The organism is Variovorax sp. OK605, from assembly GCF_900115445.1.
Classification (GTDB): domain Bacteria; phylum Pseudomonadota; class Gammaproteobacteria; order Burkholderiales; family Burkholderiaceae_C; genus Variovorax.
This window is the reverse complement of the sequence record NZ_FOWL01000012.1, coordinates 16,885-34,166: the sequence shown is the minus strand read 5'-3', so window position 1 is coordinate 34,166 and position 17,282 is coordinate 16,885. Positions and strand designations below refer to the sequence as shown.

The 17,282-nt window shown below is 69.0% G+C and carries 16 protein-coding genes; 11 read left to right on the top strand and 5 right to left on the bottom strand.

Features of this window, described 5'->3' with window-relative positions; all coding sequences use genetic code 11:
• Positions 1–47: 47 nt before the first annotated feature.
• The 8 genes from BM013_RS27790 to BM013_RS27755 all read left to right on the top strand — a co-directional run bounded on the left by BM013_RS27790 (position 48) and on the right by BM013_RS27755 (position 9,712).
• Complete coding sequence (locus BM013_RS27790) at positions 48–1,073, top strand: protein-glutamate methylesterase/protein-glutamine glutaminase (protein ID WP_371271223.1); 1,026 nt, start codon at positions 48–50, stop codon at positions 1,071–1,073.
• A gap of 31 nt (positions 1,074–1,104) precedes the next feature.
• Positions 1,105–1,500 (top strand): chemotaxis response regulator CheY, encoded by a 396-nt coding sequence (gene cheY, locus BM013_RS27785; RefSeq protein WP_172839779.1) that lies wholly within the window; start codon positions 1,105–1,107, stop codon positions 1,498–1,500.
• Between the two features lies 1 nt (position 1,501).
• Entirely contained in the window at positions 1,502–2,143 is a 642-nt protein-coding gene (gene cheZ, locus BM013_RS27780; protein ID WP_093131104.1) for a protein phosphatase CheZ, read from the top strand.
• Positions 2,144–2,296: 153 nt separating this feature from the next.
• Positions 2,297–3,454 carry a flagellar biosynthesis protein FlhB gene (gene flhB, locus BM013_RS27775; RefSeq protein WP_093131102.1) on the top strand — a complete coding sequence of 386 codons (1,158 nt, stop codon included), beginning with the start codon at positions 2,297–2,299 and terminating at the stop codon, positions 3,452–3,454.
• The gene (gene flhA / locus BM013_RS27770; RefSeq protein WP_093131100.1) at positions 3,451–5,550 is read left to right on the top strand and encodes a flagellar biosynthesis protein FlhA; all 2,100 of its coding nucleotides are present in this window, start codon (positions 3,451–3,453) and stop codon (positions 5,548–5,550) included. The genes flhB and flhA overlap by 4 nt, the downstream gene beginning before the upstream one ends.
• A complete protein-coding gene (gene flhF / locus BM013_RS27765; protein WP_093131098.1) occupies positions 5,547–8,138 on the top strand; it encodes a flagellar biosynthesis GTPase FlhF in 2,592 nt (863 codons plus the stop codon). The genes flhA and flhF overlap by 4 nt, the downstream gene beginning before the upstream one ends.
• Before the next feature lie 10 nt (positions 8,139–8,148).
• Positions 8,149–8,940 carry a MinD/ParA family ATP-binding protein gene (locus tag BM013_RS27760; RefSeq protein WP_093131096.1) on the top strand — a complete coding sequence of 264 codons (792 nt, stop codon included), beginning with the start codon at positions 8,149–8,151 and terminating at the stop codon, positions 8,938–8,940.
• A gap of 37 nt (positions 8,941–8,977) precedes the next feature.
• Complete coding sequence (locus BM013_RS27755) at positions 8,978–9,712, top strand: RNA polymerase sigma factor FliA (protein WP_093131094.1); 735 nt, start codon at positions 8,978–8,980, stop codon at positions 9,710–9,712.
• Here BM013_RS27755 and BM013_RS27750 read toward each other — a convergent pair.
• Positions 9,709–10,221, bottom strand: coding sequence for a type VI immunity family protein (locus tag BM013_RS27750; protein ID WP_177225583.1), 513 nt, complete (start codon positions 10,219–10,221; stop codon positions 9,709–9,711). The genes BM013_RS27755 and BM013_RS27750 overlap by 4 nt on opposite strands.
• 238 nt (positions 10,222–10,459) lie before the next feature.
• On the opposite strand from BM013_RS27750, the gene BM013_RS27745 reads away from it, so the two are divergent.
• On the top strand, positions 10,460–12,448 hold the full coding sequence (locus BM013_RS27745; RefSeq protein WP_093131090.1) for a glycoside hydrolase family 15 protein: 1,989 nt from the start codon (positions 10,460–10,462) through the stop codon (positions 12,446–12,448).
• Here BM013_RS27745 and BM013_RS27740 read toward each other — a convergent pair.
• From BM013_RS27740 to BM013_RS27725, 4 genes are read right to left on the bottom strand one after another with little or no spacing between them, the layout of a single operon-like run.
• On the bottom strand, positions 12,411–12,752 hold the full coding sequence (locus tag BM013_RS27740; protein WP_093131088.1) for a putative antibiotic biosynthesis monooxygenase: 342 nt from the start codon (positions 12,750–12,752) through the stop codon (positions 12,411–12,413). The two genes, BM013_RS27745 and BM013_RS27740, sit on opposite strands and share 38 nt — an antisense overlap.
• 42 nt (positions 12,753–12,794) lie before the next feature.
• Positions 12,795–13,688, bottom strand: coding sequence for an NAD(P)-dependent oxidoreductase (locus BM013_RS27735; RefSeq protein WP_093131086.1), 894 nt, complete (start codon positions 13,686–13,688; stop codon positions 12,795–12,797).
• Positions 13,685–14,257 (bottom strand): gluconokinase, encoded by a 573-nt coding sequence (locus BM013_RS27730; protein WP_256221717.1) that lies wholly within the window; start codon positions 14,255–14,257, stop codon positions 13,685–13,687. The genes BM013_RS27735 and BM013_RS27730 overlap by 4 nt, the downstream gene beginning before the upstream one ends.
• A gap of 55 nt (positions 14,258–14,312) precedes the next feature.
• A complete protein-coding gene (locus tag BM013_RS27725) occupies positions 14,313–15,074 on the bottom strand; it encodes a glucose 1-dehydrogenase (RefSeq protein WP_093131084.1) in 762 nt (253 codons plus the stop codon).
• 167 nt (positions 15,075–15,241) lie between these two features.
• Between BM013_RS27725 and BM013_RS27720 the strand changes: the two genes are divergently transcribed.
• Together BM013_RS27720 and BM013_RS27715 are read left to right on the top strand one after the other, a co-directional pair.
• Positions 15,242–16,195, top strand: coding sequence for a 2-hydroxyacid dehydrogenase (locus tag BM013_RS27720; RefSeq protein WP_093131081.1), 954 nt, complete (start codon positions 15,242–15,244; stop codon positions 16,193–16,195).
• A 15-nt stretch (positions 16,196–16,210) separates the two neighbouring features.
• Positions 16,211–17,281, top strand: coding sequence for an L-idonate 5-dehydrogenase (locus BM013_RS27715; RefSeq protein ID WP_093131079.1), 1,071 nt, complete (start codon positions 16,211–16,213; stop codon positions 17,279–17,281).
• Position 17,282: the final 1 nt, after the last annotated feature.

The following is a 17,282-nucleotide window of genomic DNA, read 5'->3' as shown; positions in this document are numbered from 1 at the left end:
AAATCAAGGTGCTGTGTGTCGACGATTCGGCACTGATCCGCAGCGTGATGACAGAGATCATCAACAGCCAGAGCGACATGACCGTGGTGGGCACCGCGGCCGACCCGCTGGTGGCGCGCGACCTCATCAAGGTCACCAACCCCGACGTGCTCACGCTCGACGTGGAAATGCCGCGCATGGACGGGCTCGAGTTCCTCGAGAAGCTCATGCGCCTGCGGCCCATGCCGGTGGTGATGGTGTCGTCGCTGACCGAGCGCGGCTCGGAGATCGCGCTGCGCGCGCTCGAGCTGGGCGCCATCGACTTCGTGACCAAGCCGCGCCTGGGCGTGCGAGACGGCCTGCTCAACTACACCGAGCTCATCGCCGGCAAGATCCGCACCGCCGCCAGCGCGCGGATCCAGCCGAGCAAGCATGCCGCGGCCGTGCGCCCCGGCGGCGATGCGCCGCAGGAATCGCTGCTGCGCAGCCCGCTGCTGAGTACCGAGAAGCTGATCATCATCGGCGCCTCCACCGGCGGCACCGAGGCCATTCGCGAAGTGCTGCAGCCGCTGCCGCCCGACTCGCCCGGCGTGATGATCGCGCAGCACATGCCGGCCGGCTTCACGCGCTCGTTCGCGCAGCGCCTGGACGGCCTGTGCCGCATCAACGTGAAGGAAGCCGAGCACGGCGAACGCGTGCTGCCGGGCTATGCCTACATCGCGCCCGGCGGCTACCACCTGTCGCTGGGCCGCAGCGGCGCCAACTACGTGGCCCACCTGGACCAGGAGCCGCCAGTGAACCGCCACCGCCCGTCGATCGACGTGCTGTTCGATTCCGCGGCCAAGCATGCCGGCAAGAACGCCATCGGGATCATCCTGACCGGCATGGGCAAGGACGGCGCCGAAGGGCTGCTGCGCATGAAGCGCGCCGGCGCCCACACGCTGGCGCAGGACGAGGCCAGCTGCGTGGTGTTCGGCATGCCGCGAGAAGCCATCGCATTGGGCGCGGTGGACGACGTATCCCCCTTGAGTGAAGTGAGCCGCCGGGTCCTGGCGCATCTTCGTACGTTCGGCGAACGTACGAACCGAGTTTGAAAAACGACATGTTGGAGCTGGAAATATCGTGATCGACAAGAGCATCAAAATCCTGGTTGTGGACGACTTCCCGACCATGCGGCGCATCGTGCGCAACCTGCTGAAGGAGCTGGAGTTCCTCAACGTCGACGAGGCGGAAGACGGCGCGGCCGGCATCGAAAAGCTGCGCGGCGGCAACTTCGGCTTCGTGGTGTCCGACTGGAACATGCCGAACATGGACGGCCTGACCATGCTGCAGACCATTCGCGCCGACCCGGAGCTCAAGAAGCTGCCGGTGCTGATGGTCACGGCCGAAGCCAAGAAGGAAAACATCGTGGCGGCCGCGCAGGCGGGCGCCAACGGCTACGTGGTGAAGCCCTTCACCGCGGCCACGCTGGAAGAAAAGATCACCAAGATCTTCGAGAAGCTCGCCAAGGAGGCCGCGTGACATGAGCCAGATCGCCACGGAGGCTGCGGACTCCACCAACACCGCGGAACAACTGCTGGGCCGCATCGGCCAGCTCACGCGCCAGCTGCGCGAAGGCCTGCGCGAGCTCGGCCTGGACAAGGAAGTGGCCAAGGCCGCGCAAGCCATTCCGGATGCGCGCGACCGCCTGAGCTATGTGGCCGAGACTACGGAGCGCGCGGCGCACCGTGCGCTCAACGCCATCGACGTGGCGCAGCCGCTGCAGGAAGCACTGGCGGCCGACGCCAAGGGCCTGAGCCAGCGCTGGGACAAGTGGTTCGAGAACCCGATCGAGCTCGAGCATGCGCGCGAGCTGGTGCTGGACACGCGCGGCTACCTCGACGACGTGCCGCAGCGCGCCAGCGCGATCAACTCGCAGCTGATGGAAATCCTCATGGCGCAGGACTTCCAGGATCTGACCGGCCAGGTCATCAAGAAGATGATGGAAGTGGTCAACGACGTGGAGACGCAGCTGCTCCAGGTGCTGATCGACAACTCCCCGGCCGAAAAGCGCGTGGAAGCCGTGCACAGCCTGCAGAACGGCCCGCAGATCAAGGCCGGCAACCCCGACGCCGTGACCGACCAGGCGCAGGTCGACGACCTGCTGGAGAGCCTCGGCTTCTGAGGCCGCGCAGCGCCCGGCCGCCTCGGCCGGCCTGCGCTGATTGTGTGAAGAACAGGGCGATAAGGGCCCTGATCGACAGATTGTTCCGGACGACTGAATTCAATAATTTGGTCATGCGCAAGGCGTCCCTCGCCACAGCGGTTCGGAGCATGAATGTCAGAGGAAAGCGATCTCGAGAAAACGGAACCCGCCTCCGAGCGGCGCCTTGAAAAGGCGCGCGAGGAAGGCAACGTCGCCCGTTCCCGCGAACTCACCACGTTCGTGATGCTGGGCACCGCCAGCGCGGGCCTGTGGATCGCCGGCGAATCGCTCAGCCGGACCCTGGACGGCGCACTGCGCCGCGCGCTGCAGTTCGACCGCGCCAGCGCCTTCGACCCCTCCCACATGCTGACGCAGACCGCGCTCATGGCCATGCACGCGCTGCTGGCCATCGGCCCGTGGTTCGGCATGATGGTGGTGGCGGCCGTGGTCGCGCCGCTGATGCTCGGCGGCTTCATGTTCTCCACCAAGGCGGTGAGCTTCAACGCCGGCAAGCTCAATCCGCTGGCCGGCATCGGGCGCATGTTCTCCGCCCAGTCGCTGGCCGAACTGGTGAAGGCGCTGGCCAAGTCGGCGCTGATCGGCGGCGTGGCGTGGTGGGTGGTGTCGCGCGACATCGAGGCGCTGATGGCGCTGATGGCGCAGCCCGCCAGCTACGCGCTGCCGCACGCGACGATGCTGGTGGCCAAGCACTGCGCGCTGATCGCGGCCACGCTCTTCCTGGTGGCGCTGATCGACGTGCCGTTCCAGCTCTGGAGCTACTACCGCAAGCTGCGCATGTCGCGCGAAGACGTGCGCCAGGAGCACAAGGAAAGCGAAGGCGACCCGCACATCAAGGCGCAGATCCGTCGCCAGCAGCAGCAGATGGCGCGCCGCCGCATGATGACCGAGGTGCCCAAGGCCGACATCGTGCTGACCAACCCGTCGCACTACGCGGTGGCGCTGAAGTACCTCGACAGCGACATGCGCGCGCCGCGCGTGGTGGCCAAGGGCACCGAGCTGGTGGCCGCGCGCATCCGCGAGCTGGCCAAGGAACACAACATTCCGATTCTCGAAGCGCCGCCGCTGGCGCGCTCGCTCTACAAGCACACCAAGCTGGGCGCCGAGATTCCCGCGGGCCTGTACACGGCCGTGGCCGAGGTGCTGGCCTGGGTGTACCAGCTCAAGCGCTGGAAGAACGACGGCGGCGACGAGCCGCGCACGCCCACCGACCTGCAGGTTCCCGCAGACCTTCAATATTCCGAGACGGCTGACGCCGTGCAAGCCGCATGAACGCGATGACCAATTTCCTGCGGCTGCCGCCGAACATGTTCGGCGGCTCGCAGTTCAAGGGCCTGGCCGGGCCGGTGCTGATCATTCTCATCCTGAGCATGATGGTGCTGCCGCTGCCGCCCTTCCTGCTCGACCTGCTGTTCACCTTCAACATCGCGGTGTCTGTGATGGTGCTGCTGGTGAGCATGTACACCATGAAGGCGCTGGACTTCGCGGCCTTCCCGGCGGTGCTGCTGTTCTCCACGCTGCTGCGCCTGTCGCTGAACGTGGCCTCCACCCGCGTGGTGCTGATGAACGGCCACACCGGCCCGGACGCCGCGGGCAAGGTGATCGAGGCCTTCGGCCACTTCCTGGTGGGCGGCAACTTCGCCGTGGGCGTGATGGTCTTCATCATCCTGGTGCTGATCAACTTCATGGTGATCACCAAGGGCGCGGGCCGCATCGCCGAGGTGGGCGCGCGCTTCATGCTCGACGCCATGCCCGGCAAGCAGATGGCCATCGACGCCGACCTGAACGCCGGCCTCATCGGCGAGGAAGTGGCTCGCAAGCGCCGCCAGGAAGTGGCGCAGGAAGCCGACTTCTACGGCTCCATGGACGGTGCCAGCAAGTTCGTGCGCGGCGACGCCATCGCGGGCCTGCTGATCATGGTGATCAACATCATCGGCGGCCTGGTGGTGGGCATGATCCAGCACGGGCTGGACTTCTCGACCGCCGGCAAGACCTACACGCTGCTGGCCATCGGCGACGGCCTGGTGGCGCAGATTCCGGCGCTGGTGATCTCCACCGCGGCCGGCGTGATCGTCTCGCGCGTGACCACCGACGAGGACGTCGGCAGCCAGCTGACGGGCCAGCTCTTCTCCAACCCGCAGGTGCTGTTCCTCACGGCCGGCATCGTCGGCCTGCTGGGCATGATCCCGGGCATGCCGAACCTGGCGTTCCTGCTGATCGCGGGCGGCCTGGTGTGGCTGGGCCGCCGCCTGATCATGAACAAGCCGAAGGCCGCCGCGCAGGAGGCCGCCGCCGCGGCGCAAGCCGCCAGCGCCGCGCCGTCGGCCGAGATGGCCGAGGCCACCTGGGACGACGTGGCCATGGTCGACCCGCTGGGCATGCAGGTCGGCTACCGCCTCATTCCGCTGGTGGACCAGTCGCAGCAGGGCGAACTGCTGGGCCGCATCAAGAGCATCCGCAAGAAGATCGCGCAGGAGGTGGGCTTCCTGGTGCCGGTGGTGCACATCCGCGACAACCTCGAGATCAACCCCAACACGTACATCATCAGCCTGAAGGACGTGGAGATCGGGCGCGGCGAGGCCTACCCGAACCAGTGGATGGCCATCAACCCCGGCCAGGTAACGGGCTCGCTGCCCGGCACGCCCACGCGCGACCCGGCCTTCGGCCTGGCGGCGGTGTGGATCGACGCCGGTCTGCGCCAGCAGGCGCAGGTGTACGGCTACACGGTGGTCGATGCCTGCACCGTGATGGCCACGCACCTGAACCACCTGATCCAGACGCACGCCGCCGAGCTGCTCGGCCGCCAGGAAGTGCAGCAGCTGCTCGACCAGATCGCCAAGACCGCGCCCAAGCTCACCGAGGACCTGGTGCCCAAGGTGCTGTCGCTCAGCACGCTGCACAAGGTGCTGCAGAACCTGCTCGACGAGGAAGTGCCGATCCGCGACATGCGCACCATCCTCGACGTGATGGCCGAGCACGCGCCGAGCATCAAGGACCCGACCGAACTCACCACGCTCACGCGCCTGGCGCTGGGCCGCGCGATCACGCAGCAGCTGTTCCCGGGCGAGAGCGAGATGCAGGTCATCGGCCTGGACGGCTCGCTCGACGGCGTGCTGCAGCAGGCGCTCACCAGCAGCAGCGGCATCGAGCCCGGCATTGCCGACAACCTGCTGCGCCAGGCGCAGGCCGCCATCGTGCGCCAGGAGCAACTGGGCCTGGCGCCGGTGCTCGTGGTGCAGCACTCGCTGCGCGTGCTGCTTTCCCGTTTCCTGCGGCGCAGCCTGCCGCAGCTGAAGGTTCTTTCGCATGCGGAGATCCCTGATTCCCGCACCATCAAGATCACCGCCGCCATTGGAGGACGCACTTGACTTCCCAACACACCGACGTGCGCACGAGCGCACGCAAATTCGTCGCGGCCACCAGCCGTGAAGCCCTGCGACTGGTGAGGGAGGCGCTGGGCGCCGACGCCATCGTGCTCAGCCACCGCGTGCTTGCCGAGGGCGCGGAGATCGTCGCCATGGTCGAGGGCGAGGTGCAGGACGTGGTCGGTACGACCGCGCCAGTGACGCCCGCCGCGCCTGTAGTGGCTGCAGCGCCTGTCGCTGCCGCCGCGCCGGTCGAACCGGTGGCGCGCATTGCGCCGCTGTCGCCGGTTGCGCCTGCCGCGGTCGCCGTGCCCGTGGCACCCGCGATGCCTGCGATGCCTGCGATGCCCGTCGCGGCTGCGCCGGCCGGACGCCCCATGCCGCTGTCGCCGGTTTCCCCGGTTGCACACGCCGTGCCTTCGCCTGCAGCACCCGCTGCCCCCGCCGACACGGTGCTCAACGAGCTGCACTCCATGCGCGGCATGATCGAGGAACAGCTCGCCAGCGTCGTGTGGAACGACAAGCAGCGCCGCGACCCCGTGCGCGGCCGCCTGCTGCGCACGCTGCTCGGCGCCGGCTTCAGCGCGCGCCTGTCCAAGGCCATGCTCGAGAAGCTACCCACCGGCCAGACCTACGCCGAAGGCATGGCCTACGTGCGCTCGGAGCTGATCCGCGCCGTGCCCGTGCACGAAGACGAAGACGCGCTGTTCGCACAAGGCGGCGTGTATGCGCTGATGGGCCCCACCGGCGTCGGCAAGACCACCACCACCGCCAAGCTGGCCGCGCGCTGCGTGATGCGCTTCGGCGCCGACAAGCTCGCGCTGGTCACCACCGACAGCTACCGTATCGGCGCCTACGAGCAGCTGCGCATCTACGGCCAGATCCTCAACGTGCCGGTGTATGCCGTGAAGGACGCGGCCGACCTGCACCTGGTGCTGCAGGACCTGCGCGACAAGCACATGGTGCTGATCGACACCGTCGGCATGAGCCAGCGCGACCGCGCCGTGCCCGAGCAGATCGCCATGCTGGGCCAGAGCCCGCGCCCGGTGAAGCGCCTGCTGCTGCTCAACGCCACCAGCCACGGCGACACGCTCAACGAAGTGGTGCATGCCTACCGCCAGGGCAACGACCTGACCGGCTGCATCTTCACCAAGGTCGACGAGTCCACGCACCCCGGCGCGCTGATCGACACGGTGATCCGCCACCGCCTGCCGGTGCACTACATCTCCAGCGGCCAGAAGGTGCCCGAGAACCTGATGCAGGCCGACCGCGCACAGCTGGTGGACAGCGTGTTCCAGCCGCGCCAGCACAACGCGCTGTTCGTGCCCGCCGAGAGCGACCTGCAGGAAGAATCGGCCGCCGCCGGCCCGTCCGCGCAGGTGGTGCAGGCGCAAGGCGAAACAGACCGCATGCGCCTGAAGTACCAGAACCTGATCCGTGCCATGGCGCACGACGCGCAGGAACTCGCCACCACCGCCAGCGCGCTGGCCGGCGCGCAGATCGGTTTCGAGCGCGCACGCGCCCTCTGGCGCCAGTCGGGCGACGAAGAGATCGGCCAGAAGGCCGTGCTGCAGGACCTGGCCGTGCATGCGCGCAGCGAAGTGGCCGCAGGTTGCGAAACCCACGTGCTCGCGCTGTCGGGCCAGGTCGGCCTGCGTTCGAACGAAGGCGGCGACGCCTACGAATGCCACGGCAGCCTGCTGCTGTCGGACCGCACGGGCCTGCCGCTCGCGGCACCCAACCAGTGGCTCGCCACCGCCGCCACGCGCGGCATGAAGGACCCGTCTCGCAAGCCGGGCGCACGCCAGGCGCCCTGGCTGCGCCAGCAGGATTTCGGCGGCAAGGCGCTGGTGCATGTGCTCACGCGCCTGCCGGGCATCGAGGCCATGGTGCAGTGGCAGGCCGCCGGGCAGCGCTGGCTGTCGCGCGCGCCGGGCTCCACCGCCGTGATCGACGCACGCACCGGCACGCCCGACACGCTCGCCCGCATCGACTTCGAGTTCGGCGAAGGCCGGCCCGTGCAGTACCGCGGCAAGCCCGCCGTGCAGTGCGAGGCGCATGTGGACGTGGTGCTGCGCTTCAACAGCGCCGCCGCGGCGGCCGGTGTGGAGCGCGACGCCATGCCCGCGCTGCGCTGCGTGGCCATGCGCGTGCTCGACGCGCGCAGCGGCAACGTGCTGGCGCAGAGCTATGCGCTGTCGAACATTGGCGCCGAAGTGCCGGTCGCGCAGCTCGCGCAATGGCAGGGCTGGGCCAACGACGCCGAGCCGTGCTTCCGCCTGCTGCGCGAAGGCGTGCAGATGGTCGGCGGCATCGGCGAGCTGGGCGACCCCGACAACATGAAGCGGCTGCTGGTGGCGGGCCAGATGACCACCACCGTGTGGCGCCTGCTGCAGGCCGACGGCGAATGGGCCGACCGCGCGCGTGCGCTGTTGGGCCAGCTCACCGGGCGTGCGGTGCGCAACGGCCGCGCCATGAGCGGCGGCGCGCTGTATGCGGGCGTGGGCAAGCTCTTCCTGCTGCTGGAAGCGCTGGGAACGGAATCGACCGCGCCGGTGCAGGCACCGCGCGAAATGGAACAGCTGGGGTGAGGAGAACGCAATGAGCAAGCTGGTTGCCGATCAGGCGGACGGACTGCGGCGCCTGCTGGCGCCGACGCCCACGCGCGTGATCGCCGTGGCGGGCATGGGGCAGGGCGCCGGGGGCACCACGACCGCCATGAACCTGGGCGTGGCGCTGGTGCAGCAGGGAAGGCGCGTGCTGCTGCTGGACGAGCACTGCCCGAAGGAAGGCTCGGCCTGCGATGTCTGGGCCATGGACCCGCTCGGCAACCTCGCCGACGTGGCCGAGCAGCGCCTGACGCTCGGCAGCGCCGAGGTCGAGTCTGCGAGCGGCGTGCACGTGCTGCCGGCGCCGCCCGGCGTCGCGCATGCCGCGACCGACCCGCGCGCGCTGTGGCACGACGGCGTGGTCATCGTCGACGCGGCCTTCGACCGCGAGGGCCGGCTGTCGCCGCTCGCGCAGGCCGCGGACGACCTGCTGCTGGTGCTCAAGCCGCATCCGGCGTCGGTCACCTCCGCCTACGCGGGCATCAAGAACCTGCACTACGCGCACGGGCTGAAGCAGTTGCGTTTTCTCATCAACGGCGTGGTCGACATCGCAGCCGCGCAGCAGATCATGAACAACCTCGCCAATGCCGGCAGCCGCTACCTGGCGCTGTCGCTGCAGCCCGCGGGCATGGTGCGCTTCGATCCGCGCATTGCCGACGCATGGCGGCTGAAGCAGACCATCGCCGAGGCCTTTCCGGCCAGCCCGGCCGCCGTGGACTTCCGCCGCGCGGCCGACGACACGAGCCGCTGGCCGTGGCGCATGGCGATGCCGCTGGCCGCCTGAGCCGCCGACCCGGAACAACGGAAAAAAAAGGACGGCCGTGTACACCGCACAGGGAACCATCGAGAAATCGCACCTGCTGGCGCAGCATCAACCGCTGGTGCGCCGAATCGCGCTGCAGATGATGTCCAAGCTGCCCGCCAGCGTGGAGCTGGACGACCTCATCCAGGCCGGCATGCTGGGCCTGCTGGACGCGTCCAGCCGCTACCAGGACAACCGCGGCGCGCAGTTCGAGACCTTCGTCAGCCAGCGCATCCGCGGCGCCATGCTCGACGAGCTGCGCGCCAACGACTGGGGCTCGCGCGGCCTGCGCCAGCAGGCGCGCAGCGTCGAGAAGGCCATCCAGGCACTGGGCCACAAGCTCGGGCGCCAGCCCAGCGAGGGCGAGATCGCCAAGGAACTGAAGATCGACCTGGACGCCTACCAGTCGCTGCTGCAGGAGATCCAGGGCTGCCAGCTGCTCTACGTGGAAGACTTCTCCAAGGACGAGCCCGACAACCCCTTCCTGGACATTCACGCGCAGGACGCACGCCAGGACCGCCGCGGCAGCGACGACCCGTTGGAGCAGTTGCTGGAAAGCGGCTTTCGCCACCAGCTGGTGGACGCCATCTCGGCGCTGCCCGAGCGCGACCAGCTGCTGCTGAACCTGTACTACGACGAAGAACTGAACCTGCGCGAGATCGGCGCCATCCTGGAGGTGAGCCAGTCGCGCGTGTGCCAGTTGCACAGCCAGGCGATCAGCCGGCTGCGGGCGAAGCTGAAGGATCTGCTCTAGGGTTTGGACTTGTCGTCCTGCAGATACCACACCACGGCGCCTGCCGGTGTGTTCGCCGGACCCGGCATGGGCTTGCCGCGCTCGACATATTCAATCTGGTTGTTCAAGCGCGGGGCCTGCCAGTTGCCGCTGCGGGGGCAGGCGGCACCTGCGTATGCACTCGAGCGGCTGCGCGACGGAGCCCAAGGCTCCGGCCGCTTGGGCGGTTCGCCGTCGACGAGCCCGCCCCAATCGCTGTCCGCGTCGAAGCGCGTGAGCCAGCGTGCCGAGGTTCGAGGAGTGAAGATGTCGTCGCGAGAGAGGTTGGGTGGAAAGCTCACCATCCAGAGCCTCTCCAATCGCGCGGGCTTCAGCGCTTCGGCCAGTGCGCGCAGATGCGCCGGAACGCCTTCTTCAACGGGGTAGAGGGCGGGAGCCTCGCCCGCTTCGATCCACAGACCGTCTCCATCCACGCAGGATCTGATGTGGATGCCCGGTGTGCCCTGCAGACCAAGGCGCAGGGAGGTCAACCCGCCAAGACTGGACCGAGAGCGTGCGCGACATCGACGACTTCCTTGCAGGGAAAAGTGGTCGGCGCAGTCTGCGGATGCGATGGAGAGCACATAACAATGGTCACGTCCTCACTGGGCAACGAAGATTTGCGAAGCAACCGCGAAAAATCTCCGAGCGCCGAATAGACGTTGTCTGTCAACGAGCTGCGTCCCTTGCTGGCAACCGAGCGCCGTGGGAGCGGCAAGGCTTGCTTCCTTGCCAAAGCCTTCCAAAAAAACACCCCCCAGGCTGCACGCGGCACGCCCCATCGGCGACTACGCGCTCATCAGCTCCACCCACAGCGCGGCGCTGGTCCACCGCGAGGGCGACATCGAATGGCTGTGCCTGCCGCGCTTCGATTCCGCAGCCATGTTCGCCAGCCTGCTGGGCGACAAGCGCAACGGCCACTGGACGATGTGCGCGCGCGGTGCAGACGGGCGCAAGGCGCGCGTCACGCGGCGCTACCTGCCCGACACGGTGGTGCTCGAAACCACCATCCACACGGCCAGGGGCACCGCCACTGTCACCGACTTCATGCCGCGCCCCGCCGTGGACGGCACGCACGAGGTGGTGCGCATCGTGCAGGGCGTGCGCGGCAGCGTGGCCATGCACACCGAGTTCCGCATCCGCTTCAACTACGGCGAGTGGTGCCCGTGGATGGAGCGGCGCGACGGCGCCATCTACGCCACGGCCGGGCCCGACGCGGTGCGCATCAGCTCCGGCGTGCCGCTGGTCAACGAGAACTTCGCGAGCTGCGCCGACTTCACCGTGTCAGCAGGGCAGTCGATTGCGTTCAGCCTCGAATGGTTTCCCTCGCACCTGACACCGCCGGTGACGCGCGACGCCAACGCGCTGCTGGCGCGCACCGTGGCCGAGTGGAACGGCTGGACCGGCCGCTGCGGCTACCAGGGCGAATTTCGTGAACCGGTGATGCGCTCGCTGCTCACGCTCAAGGCGCTCACCTATGAGCCCACCGGCGGCATCGTCGCCGCGCCCAGCACCTCGCTGCCCGAGCTACCGGGCGGCGAGCGCAACTGGGACTACCGCTTCTGCTGGCTGCGCGACGCGGCGCTCACGCTGTACGCGCTGATCGGCTCGGGCTACGTGGAAGAAGCCAGCGCGTGGCGCTGGTGGCTGATGCGCGCGGTGGGCGGCTCGCCCGAAGAGCTGCAGGTGATGTACGGCCTGCACGGCGAACGCTCGCTCACCGAGCTGGAACTGGGCTGGCTGCCCGGTTATGAAGGCAGCAGGCCGGTGCGCATCGGCAACGGCGCGCACGGGCAGCGCCAGCTCGACGTGTACGGCTCGGTCATCGCGGCCTTCCACGCGGCGCGGCGCGCGGGACTGGCGGACATGGACAAGGTGTGGCCGCTGGAGCGCGCCATCGCCAGGCAGCTGATGGTGCTGTGGAAAGAGACCGACTGCAGCCTGTGGGAGGTGCGCGGCGAGCCGCGCCACTTCGTGCATTCGAAGATCATGTGCTGGCTGGCCTTCGACCGGATGATTGCGAGCGCGACCGAATACGGGCTCGAAGGCCCGGTGGAGCGCTGGCGCGAGGTGCGCGACGAGATCCACGCCGAGGTGTGCGCGCGCGGCTTCGACGCCGCGAGCAACTCCTTCGTGCAGTACTACGGCGCCGACGCGGTGGACGCGGCGCTGCTGTGGATGCCGCTGATCGGCTTCCTGCCGATCCACGACCCGCGCGTGCAGGGCACCATCGCGCGCATCGAGAAAGACCTGATCTTCAACGGGCTGGTGTACCGCTACCGCACCGAGAAGGGGGTGGACGGGCTGGAGGGCGGCGAGGGCGCGTTTCTGGCCTGCAGCTTCTGGCTGTCGAACGTGTACGTGGCCATGGGCAAGCTGCGCAAGGCGCGGGCCTTGTTCAAGCGCCTGCTGGCGCTGGGCAACGACCTGGGCCTGTTCGCGGAGGAATACGACCCGGTGGCGCAGCGGCAGCTGGGCAACTTTCCGCAGGCGTTCTCGCACATCGGGCTGATCAACAGCGCGCATGCGCTGGTGTCGGCGGCGGGCGGCGTGTGGGAGCTGGCGGACCTGGACGGCAAGCCGGTTGCACAGAAGAAAAAGAAGGCGGCTCCGGCGGCAAAGTCCGCCAAGCCTTCCACACCTTCAAAGGCCACCAAGCCCGCCAAGCCCGCCAAGGCCCTCAGGAAGACTGCGCGAGCGCGAACTCCTCGGCGCTGAACACCGTGTGGAAGACGGAGCCGTCGAACATCTCGAAGAGCTTCCTGGAGACCTCGCGGCTTTCGTAGCGCACGGGCGAGTCGAGCGCGGTGGCGATGTCCTCGCGGCTCGCGAAGCGGATCGACAGCACCATCGCGAGCTCGGGGTCGCTCACGTCGCTTTCGAGCTGGCGCAGCACGCGCACCTCGAGTGCGCCGGGAAAGCGGGTCCACAACGGCACGAGGCTGTCGTGCACATGCCGGTCGAATGCCTCTTCCATGCCGGGCTTGACCCGGCCCTTGAAGAACGCGCAGCGGATGAACATGGGTGTCTCTTTCGGGGTTGGAATTCGGTTGAAGGCCGTGCTTCAGTCGCGGGCGTAGCCGCTGAACTGCCGCATCATGGCCGCCGTGTCTTCGGCGCCGAGGCCGGCCGCGACAAACGTGCGGTGCAGCTCCGACACGGCGCCCGCAAGCGGCAGCGGCAAGCGCTCGGCCTGCGAGAAGGCTTGCACCGCCTCGAGGTCCTTCAGCATGTTGTCGATGCGGCCGGTGGGCGTGAAGTCGCGCGCGGCCATCCTGGGGCCGAACTCGCGCAGGATCTGGCTGTCGGCGCGCCCGCCGGCCAATGCCGCGGGCAGCTTCGACGCGTCGACACCGCCGGCCTCGGCCAACCGCACCGCCTCGGCCACCGCCTGGAAGCCGATGGCGCACAGCAACTGGTTGACCAGCTTGGTCGTCTGCCCCGCGCCGTTGTCGCCCATGTGCGTGTAGTTGGCGCACAGGCTGTCCATGACGGCGCGCGCGCGCTCCACATCGTGCGCGCTGCCCCCGGCCATCACCGTCAGCTGGCCGAGCAGGGCCTTGGGCGCGCCGCCCGACAGCGGCGCGTCGACGAAGCCCATGCCCGTGCGCTCGCGCAGCGACTGCGCCAGCCGGCGCGTGGCGGGCGGGTCGATCGACGACATGTCGATCAGCAGGCGCCGCGCATCGGCAGGCGCGGCCGCGATGCCGGCGTCGCCGAAGATCGCGCGCTCGACCACGGCCGCCGAGTTCAGGCTGGCGATGACGAAGTCGCTGGCCGCGGCCGCAGCCTGGGCGGTTGGCGCGGATGACGCGCCGCGCTGCGCGAGCGCCGCCACCTTGGCCGTGTCGAGGTCGAACACGCTCACCTCGTGGCCGCATTCGAGCAGCCGGCGCGCAATGGCCGAGCCCATGATGCCGACGCCGATCACGGCCACGCGCTGGCGGGGGACTGTCATGGGGAGGCTTTCGTCTGGAGAGTCGAAGGACTGGCGCCGCCGGTCAGCCGCGCGGCGATGTCGGCCACGATCTGTGGCACCGGCGTGTCGATGCTGGCGTGCAGCACGTCGGCCTCGTCGGTGCCGGGTTTTTCCAGTGTCCGCAGCTGGCTGTCGAGCAGCGCGGGCGGCATGTAGTGGCCGGTGCGCTGCTCCAGGCGCCGGCGAATGAGCGAGGGCGGGCCGTCGAGGAACACGAAGCGCAGGCCGGGCGACGCGGCGCGCAGGCGGTCGCGGTAGGCGCGCCGCAGCGCGGAGCAGGCCACCACCACGCCGTGCGGCGTGGCCGTGGCATCGGCATCGGCATCGGCATCGGCATTCGCCAGGCAGGCGCCGATGCGGTCGAGCCAGGGCCAGCGGTCTTCGTCGGCGAGCGGCTGGCCCGCGCGCATGCGCGCCACGGCGTCGGCCACGTGCAGGTCGTCGCCGTCGATCCAGGGCACGCCGAGCGCGCCGGCCAGTGCCGCGGCCACGCTGCTCTTGCCGGTGCCCGACACGCCCATGACCACCACGGGAAGGCGACGCGGCAACGGCGGCGCTGCTGGCGGCGCGGGTGGTGGCGAGGGCGGTGCAGCAGGCACTGTGTCAGAGGCTCGCGGTGATGCCGCCGTCCACGTACAGGATGTGGCCGTTGACGAAGCTCGATGCGTCCGACGCCAGGAAGATGGCCGCGCCGCCGAGCTCTTCCACGTCGCCCCAGCGCCCGGCCGGCGTGCGGCCCGACAGCCATGCGGTGAAGGCCTCGTCGGCCACCAGCGTCTGCGTGAGTTCGGTCTTGAAATAGCCCGGACCCAGGCCGTTGACCTGGATGCCGTGCTTGCCCAGGTCGATCGCCATGCCCTTGGTGAGCATCTTCACCGCGCCCTTGGTGGCGGCGTAGGGCGCGATGCCGGGGCGGCCCAGTTCGCTCTGCACCGAGCACACGTTGATGATCTTGCCGCGCTTGCGCTCGATCATGCGTTGCGCCACGAAGCGGCCCACGAAGAACACGCTGTCGATGTTGGTGGTGGTGATCTTGTGCCACGCGTCGATGGGGAACTCGGCGAACGCGCCGCGGTGCTGCATGCCGGCGTTGTTCACGAGGATGTCGATGGCGCCGATGTCCGCTTCGATGGCGGCCACGCCGGCTTCCACCGCGGCGGCGTCGGTCACGTCGAAGGCCACGGCCTCGGCCGCGATGCCCTTGGCGCGCAGGGCGTCGCGCGCCGCGGTGAGCGATGCGCCGTCGCGGGCATTGAGCACCACGCGCGCGCCGGCGTTGCCCAGCGCCGCGGCCAGCGCGAAGCCGATGCCCTTGCTGGAACCGGTGATGAGGGCGGTGCGCCCGGAAAGGTCGAACAGTTTCAAGAGGAGCTCCTGGGGGCGTGTTGGCGAATGGCGGGGATACGTTACCGGTATCTTTTGAAATCGTCAACCGGTGAAACCTGCGTAGCCATTTCATTCGGCAACAGGTTAAAGTTACCGGTATCTTATTTGCGATCCCCTTTTTTCCGTCACCCGCAGGAGACATCCGCTTGACCGCTACCGCATCCTCCCCGCACGTGCTGATGGCCGGTGCCTACCCGGAATGGGACATGGCGCCCCTGCAGGCGGCCTACACGCTGCACCGCCTCTGGGAGGCGCCCGACCGGGCGGCCTTCGTCGCCGAGCACGCGGGCGACATTCGCGCGATTGCCACGCGCGGCGAGCTCGGCGCCAGCGCCGAGCTGATCGCGGCCTTGCCCAGGCTCGAGCTCATCGCCTGCTACGGCGTGGGCACCGACGCCATCGACCTCGCCGCCTGCCGCGCGCGCGGCATCCGCGTGAGCAACACGCCCGACGTGCTCAATGGCGACGTGGCCGACGTGGCCGTGGGCCTCACGCTGGCGCTGCAGCGGCGCATTCCGGCCGGCGACCAGTTCGTGCGCAGCGGCGCCTGGGCCAATGGCGCGCTGCCGCTGGCCACGCGCGTGTTCGGCCAGCGCATCGGCATTGCCGGGTTCGGACGCATCGGCGGCACCATCGCGCGCCGGCTCTCGGGCTTCGACGTGGAGTTGGGCTACTTCAGCCGCAACGCGAAGGCCGACAGCCCGCACCGCCACTTCGCGAGCCTGAGCGCCATGGCCGACTGGTGCGACGTGCTCATCGTCATCCTGCCCGGCGGCGAGGCCACGCGCGGCATCGTCGATGCCGAGGTGCTGCAGGCGCTCGGCCCCAAGGGCTGGCTGGTGAACGTGTCGCGCGGCACCACCGTCGACGAAGGCGCGCTGCTGCAGGCGCTGCAGACGCGCAGCATCGCCGGCGCGGCGCTCGACGTGTTCCTCAACGAGCCGCGCATCGACCCGCGCTTCGCGGCGCTCGACAACGTGGTGCTGACCCCGCACCACGGCAGCGGCACCGAGCAGACGCGCCGCGCCATGGGCGAGCTGGTGCGCCGCAACCTCGAGGCCCACTTCGCGGGCCAGCCCCTGATCACCCCCGTTGCCTGAAGAGAAGGAACCATCATGCGTTTGCGTTGTATGTGCCTCGTGATCCACGCCCCCGACGACCTGCGGCTGGACGAACAGGACGCCGGCGAGATCGGTCCCGGCCAGGTGCTGGTGAAGGTCGGCATGGGCGGCATCTGCGGCTCCGACCTGCATTACTTTCACCACGGCGGCTTCGGCACCGTGCGCATCAAGGAGCCGATGGTGCTGGGCCATGAAGTGGCCGGCACCGTGGTGGCGGTGGCGCCGGGCGTGGACAGCGTGCGCATCGGCGACAAGGTGGCCATCAACCCGAGCCGGCCGTGCGGTGCCTGCAAGTTCTGCCTGGAGGGCCTGCCCAACCAGTGCCTGGACATGCGCTTCTACGGCAGCGCCATGCGCACGCCGCACGTGCAGGGGGCATTCCGCAACATGCTGCTGTGCGAGGCCACGCAATGCGTGAAGGTGGCCGAGCACGTGCCGCTGCGCCTGGCCGCGCTGGCCGAGCCGTTCTCGGTGGGCCTGCACGGCGTGTCGCGTGCCGGGCCGCTGCTGGGCAAGCGCGTGCTGGTGTCGGGCTGCGGCCCCATCGGCGTGCTGGCCATCGCCGCGGCGCGTGCGCACGGCGCGGCCGAGATCACCGCCACCGACGTGGTCGACGAGCCGCTGACCATTGCACGTGCCATGGGCGCCGACCAGGTCATCAACGTCGCGAAAGACAAGACCTGGGTGTCGCGCTATTCGCCCGACAAGGGCACCTTCGACGTGATGCTCGAATGCTCCGGCAACGAGCGCGCGCTGCGCGACGGGCTCGAGGTGATGCGCCCGCGCGGCGTGGTCGTGCAGCTGGGGCTGGGCGGCGACGTGAGCATTCCGCAGAACATGGTGGTGGCGAAGGAGCTCAGCATCTGCGGCTCGTTCCGCTTCCATGCGGAGTTTGCGCTGGCGGTGCGGCTCATCAACGAAGGGCGCGTGGACCTGTCGCCGGTGGTGACGCACACCTTCCCGATGCTGCAGGCGCGGCAGGCCTTCGAACTCGCGAGCGACCGGCAGAAGGCGATGAAGGTGCTGATCGACTTCGCGGACGTGGGCGAGCCTGTCGCGGCTTGAG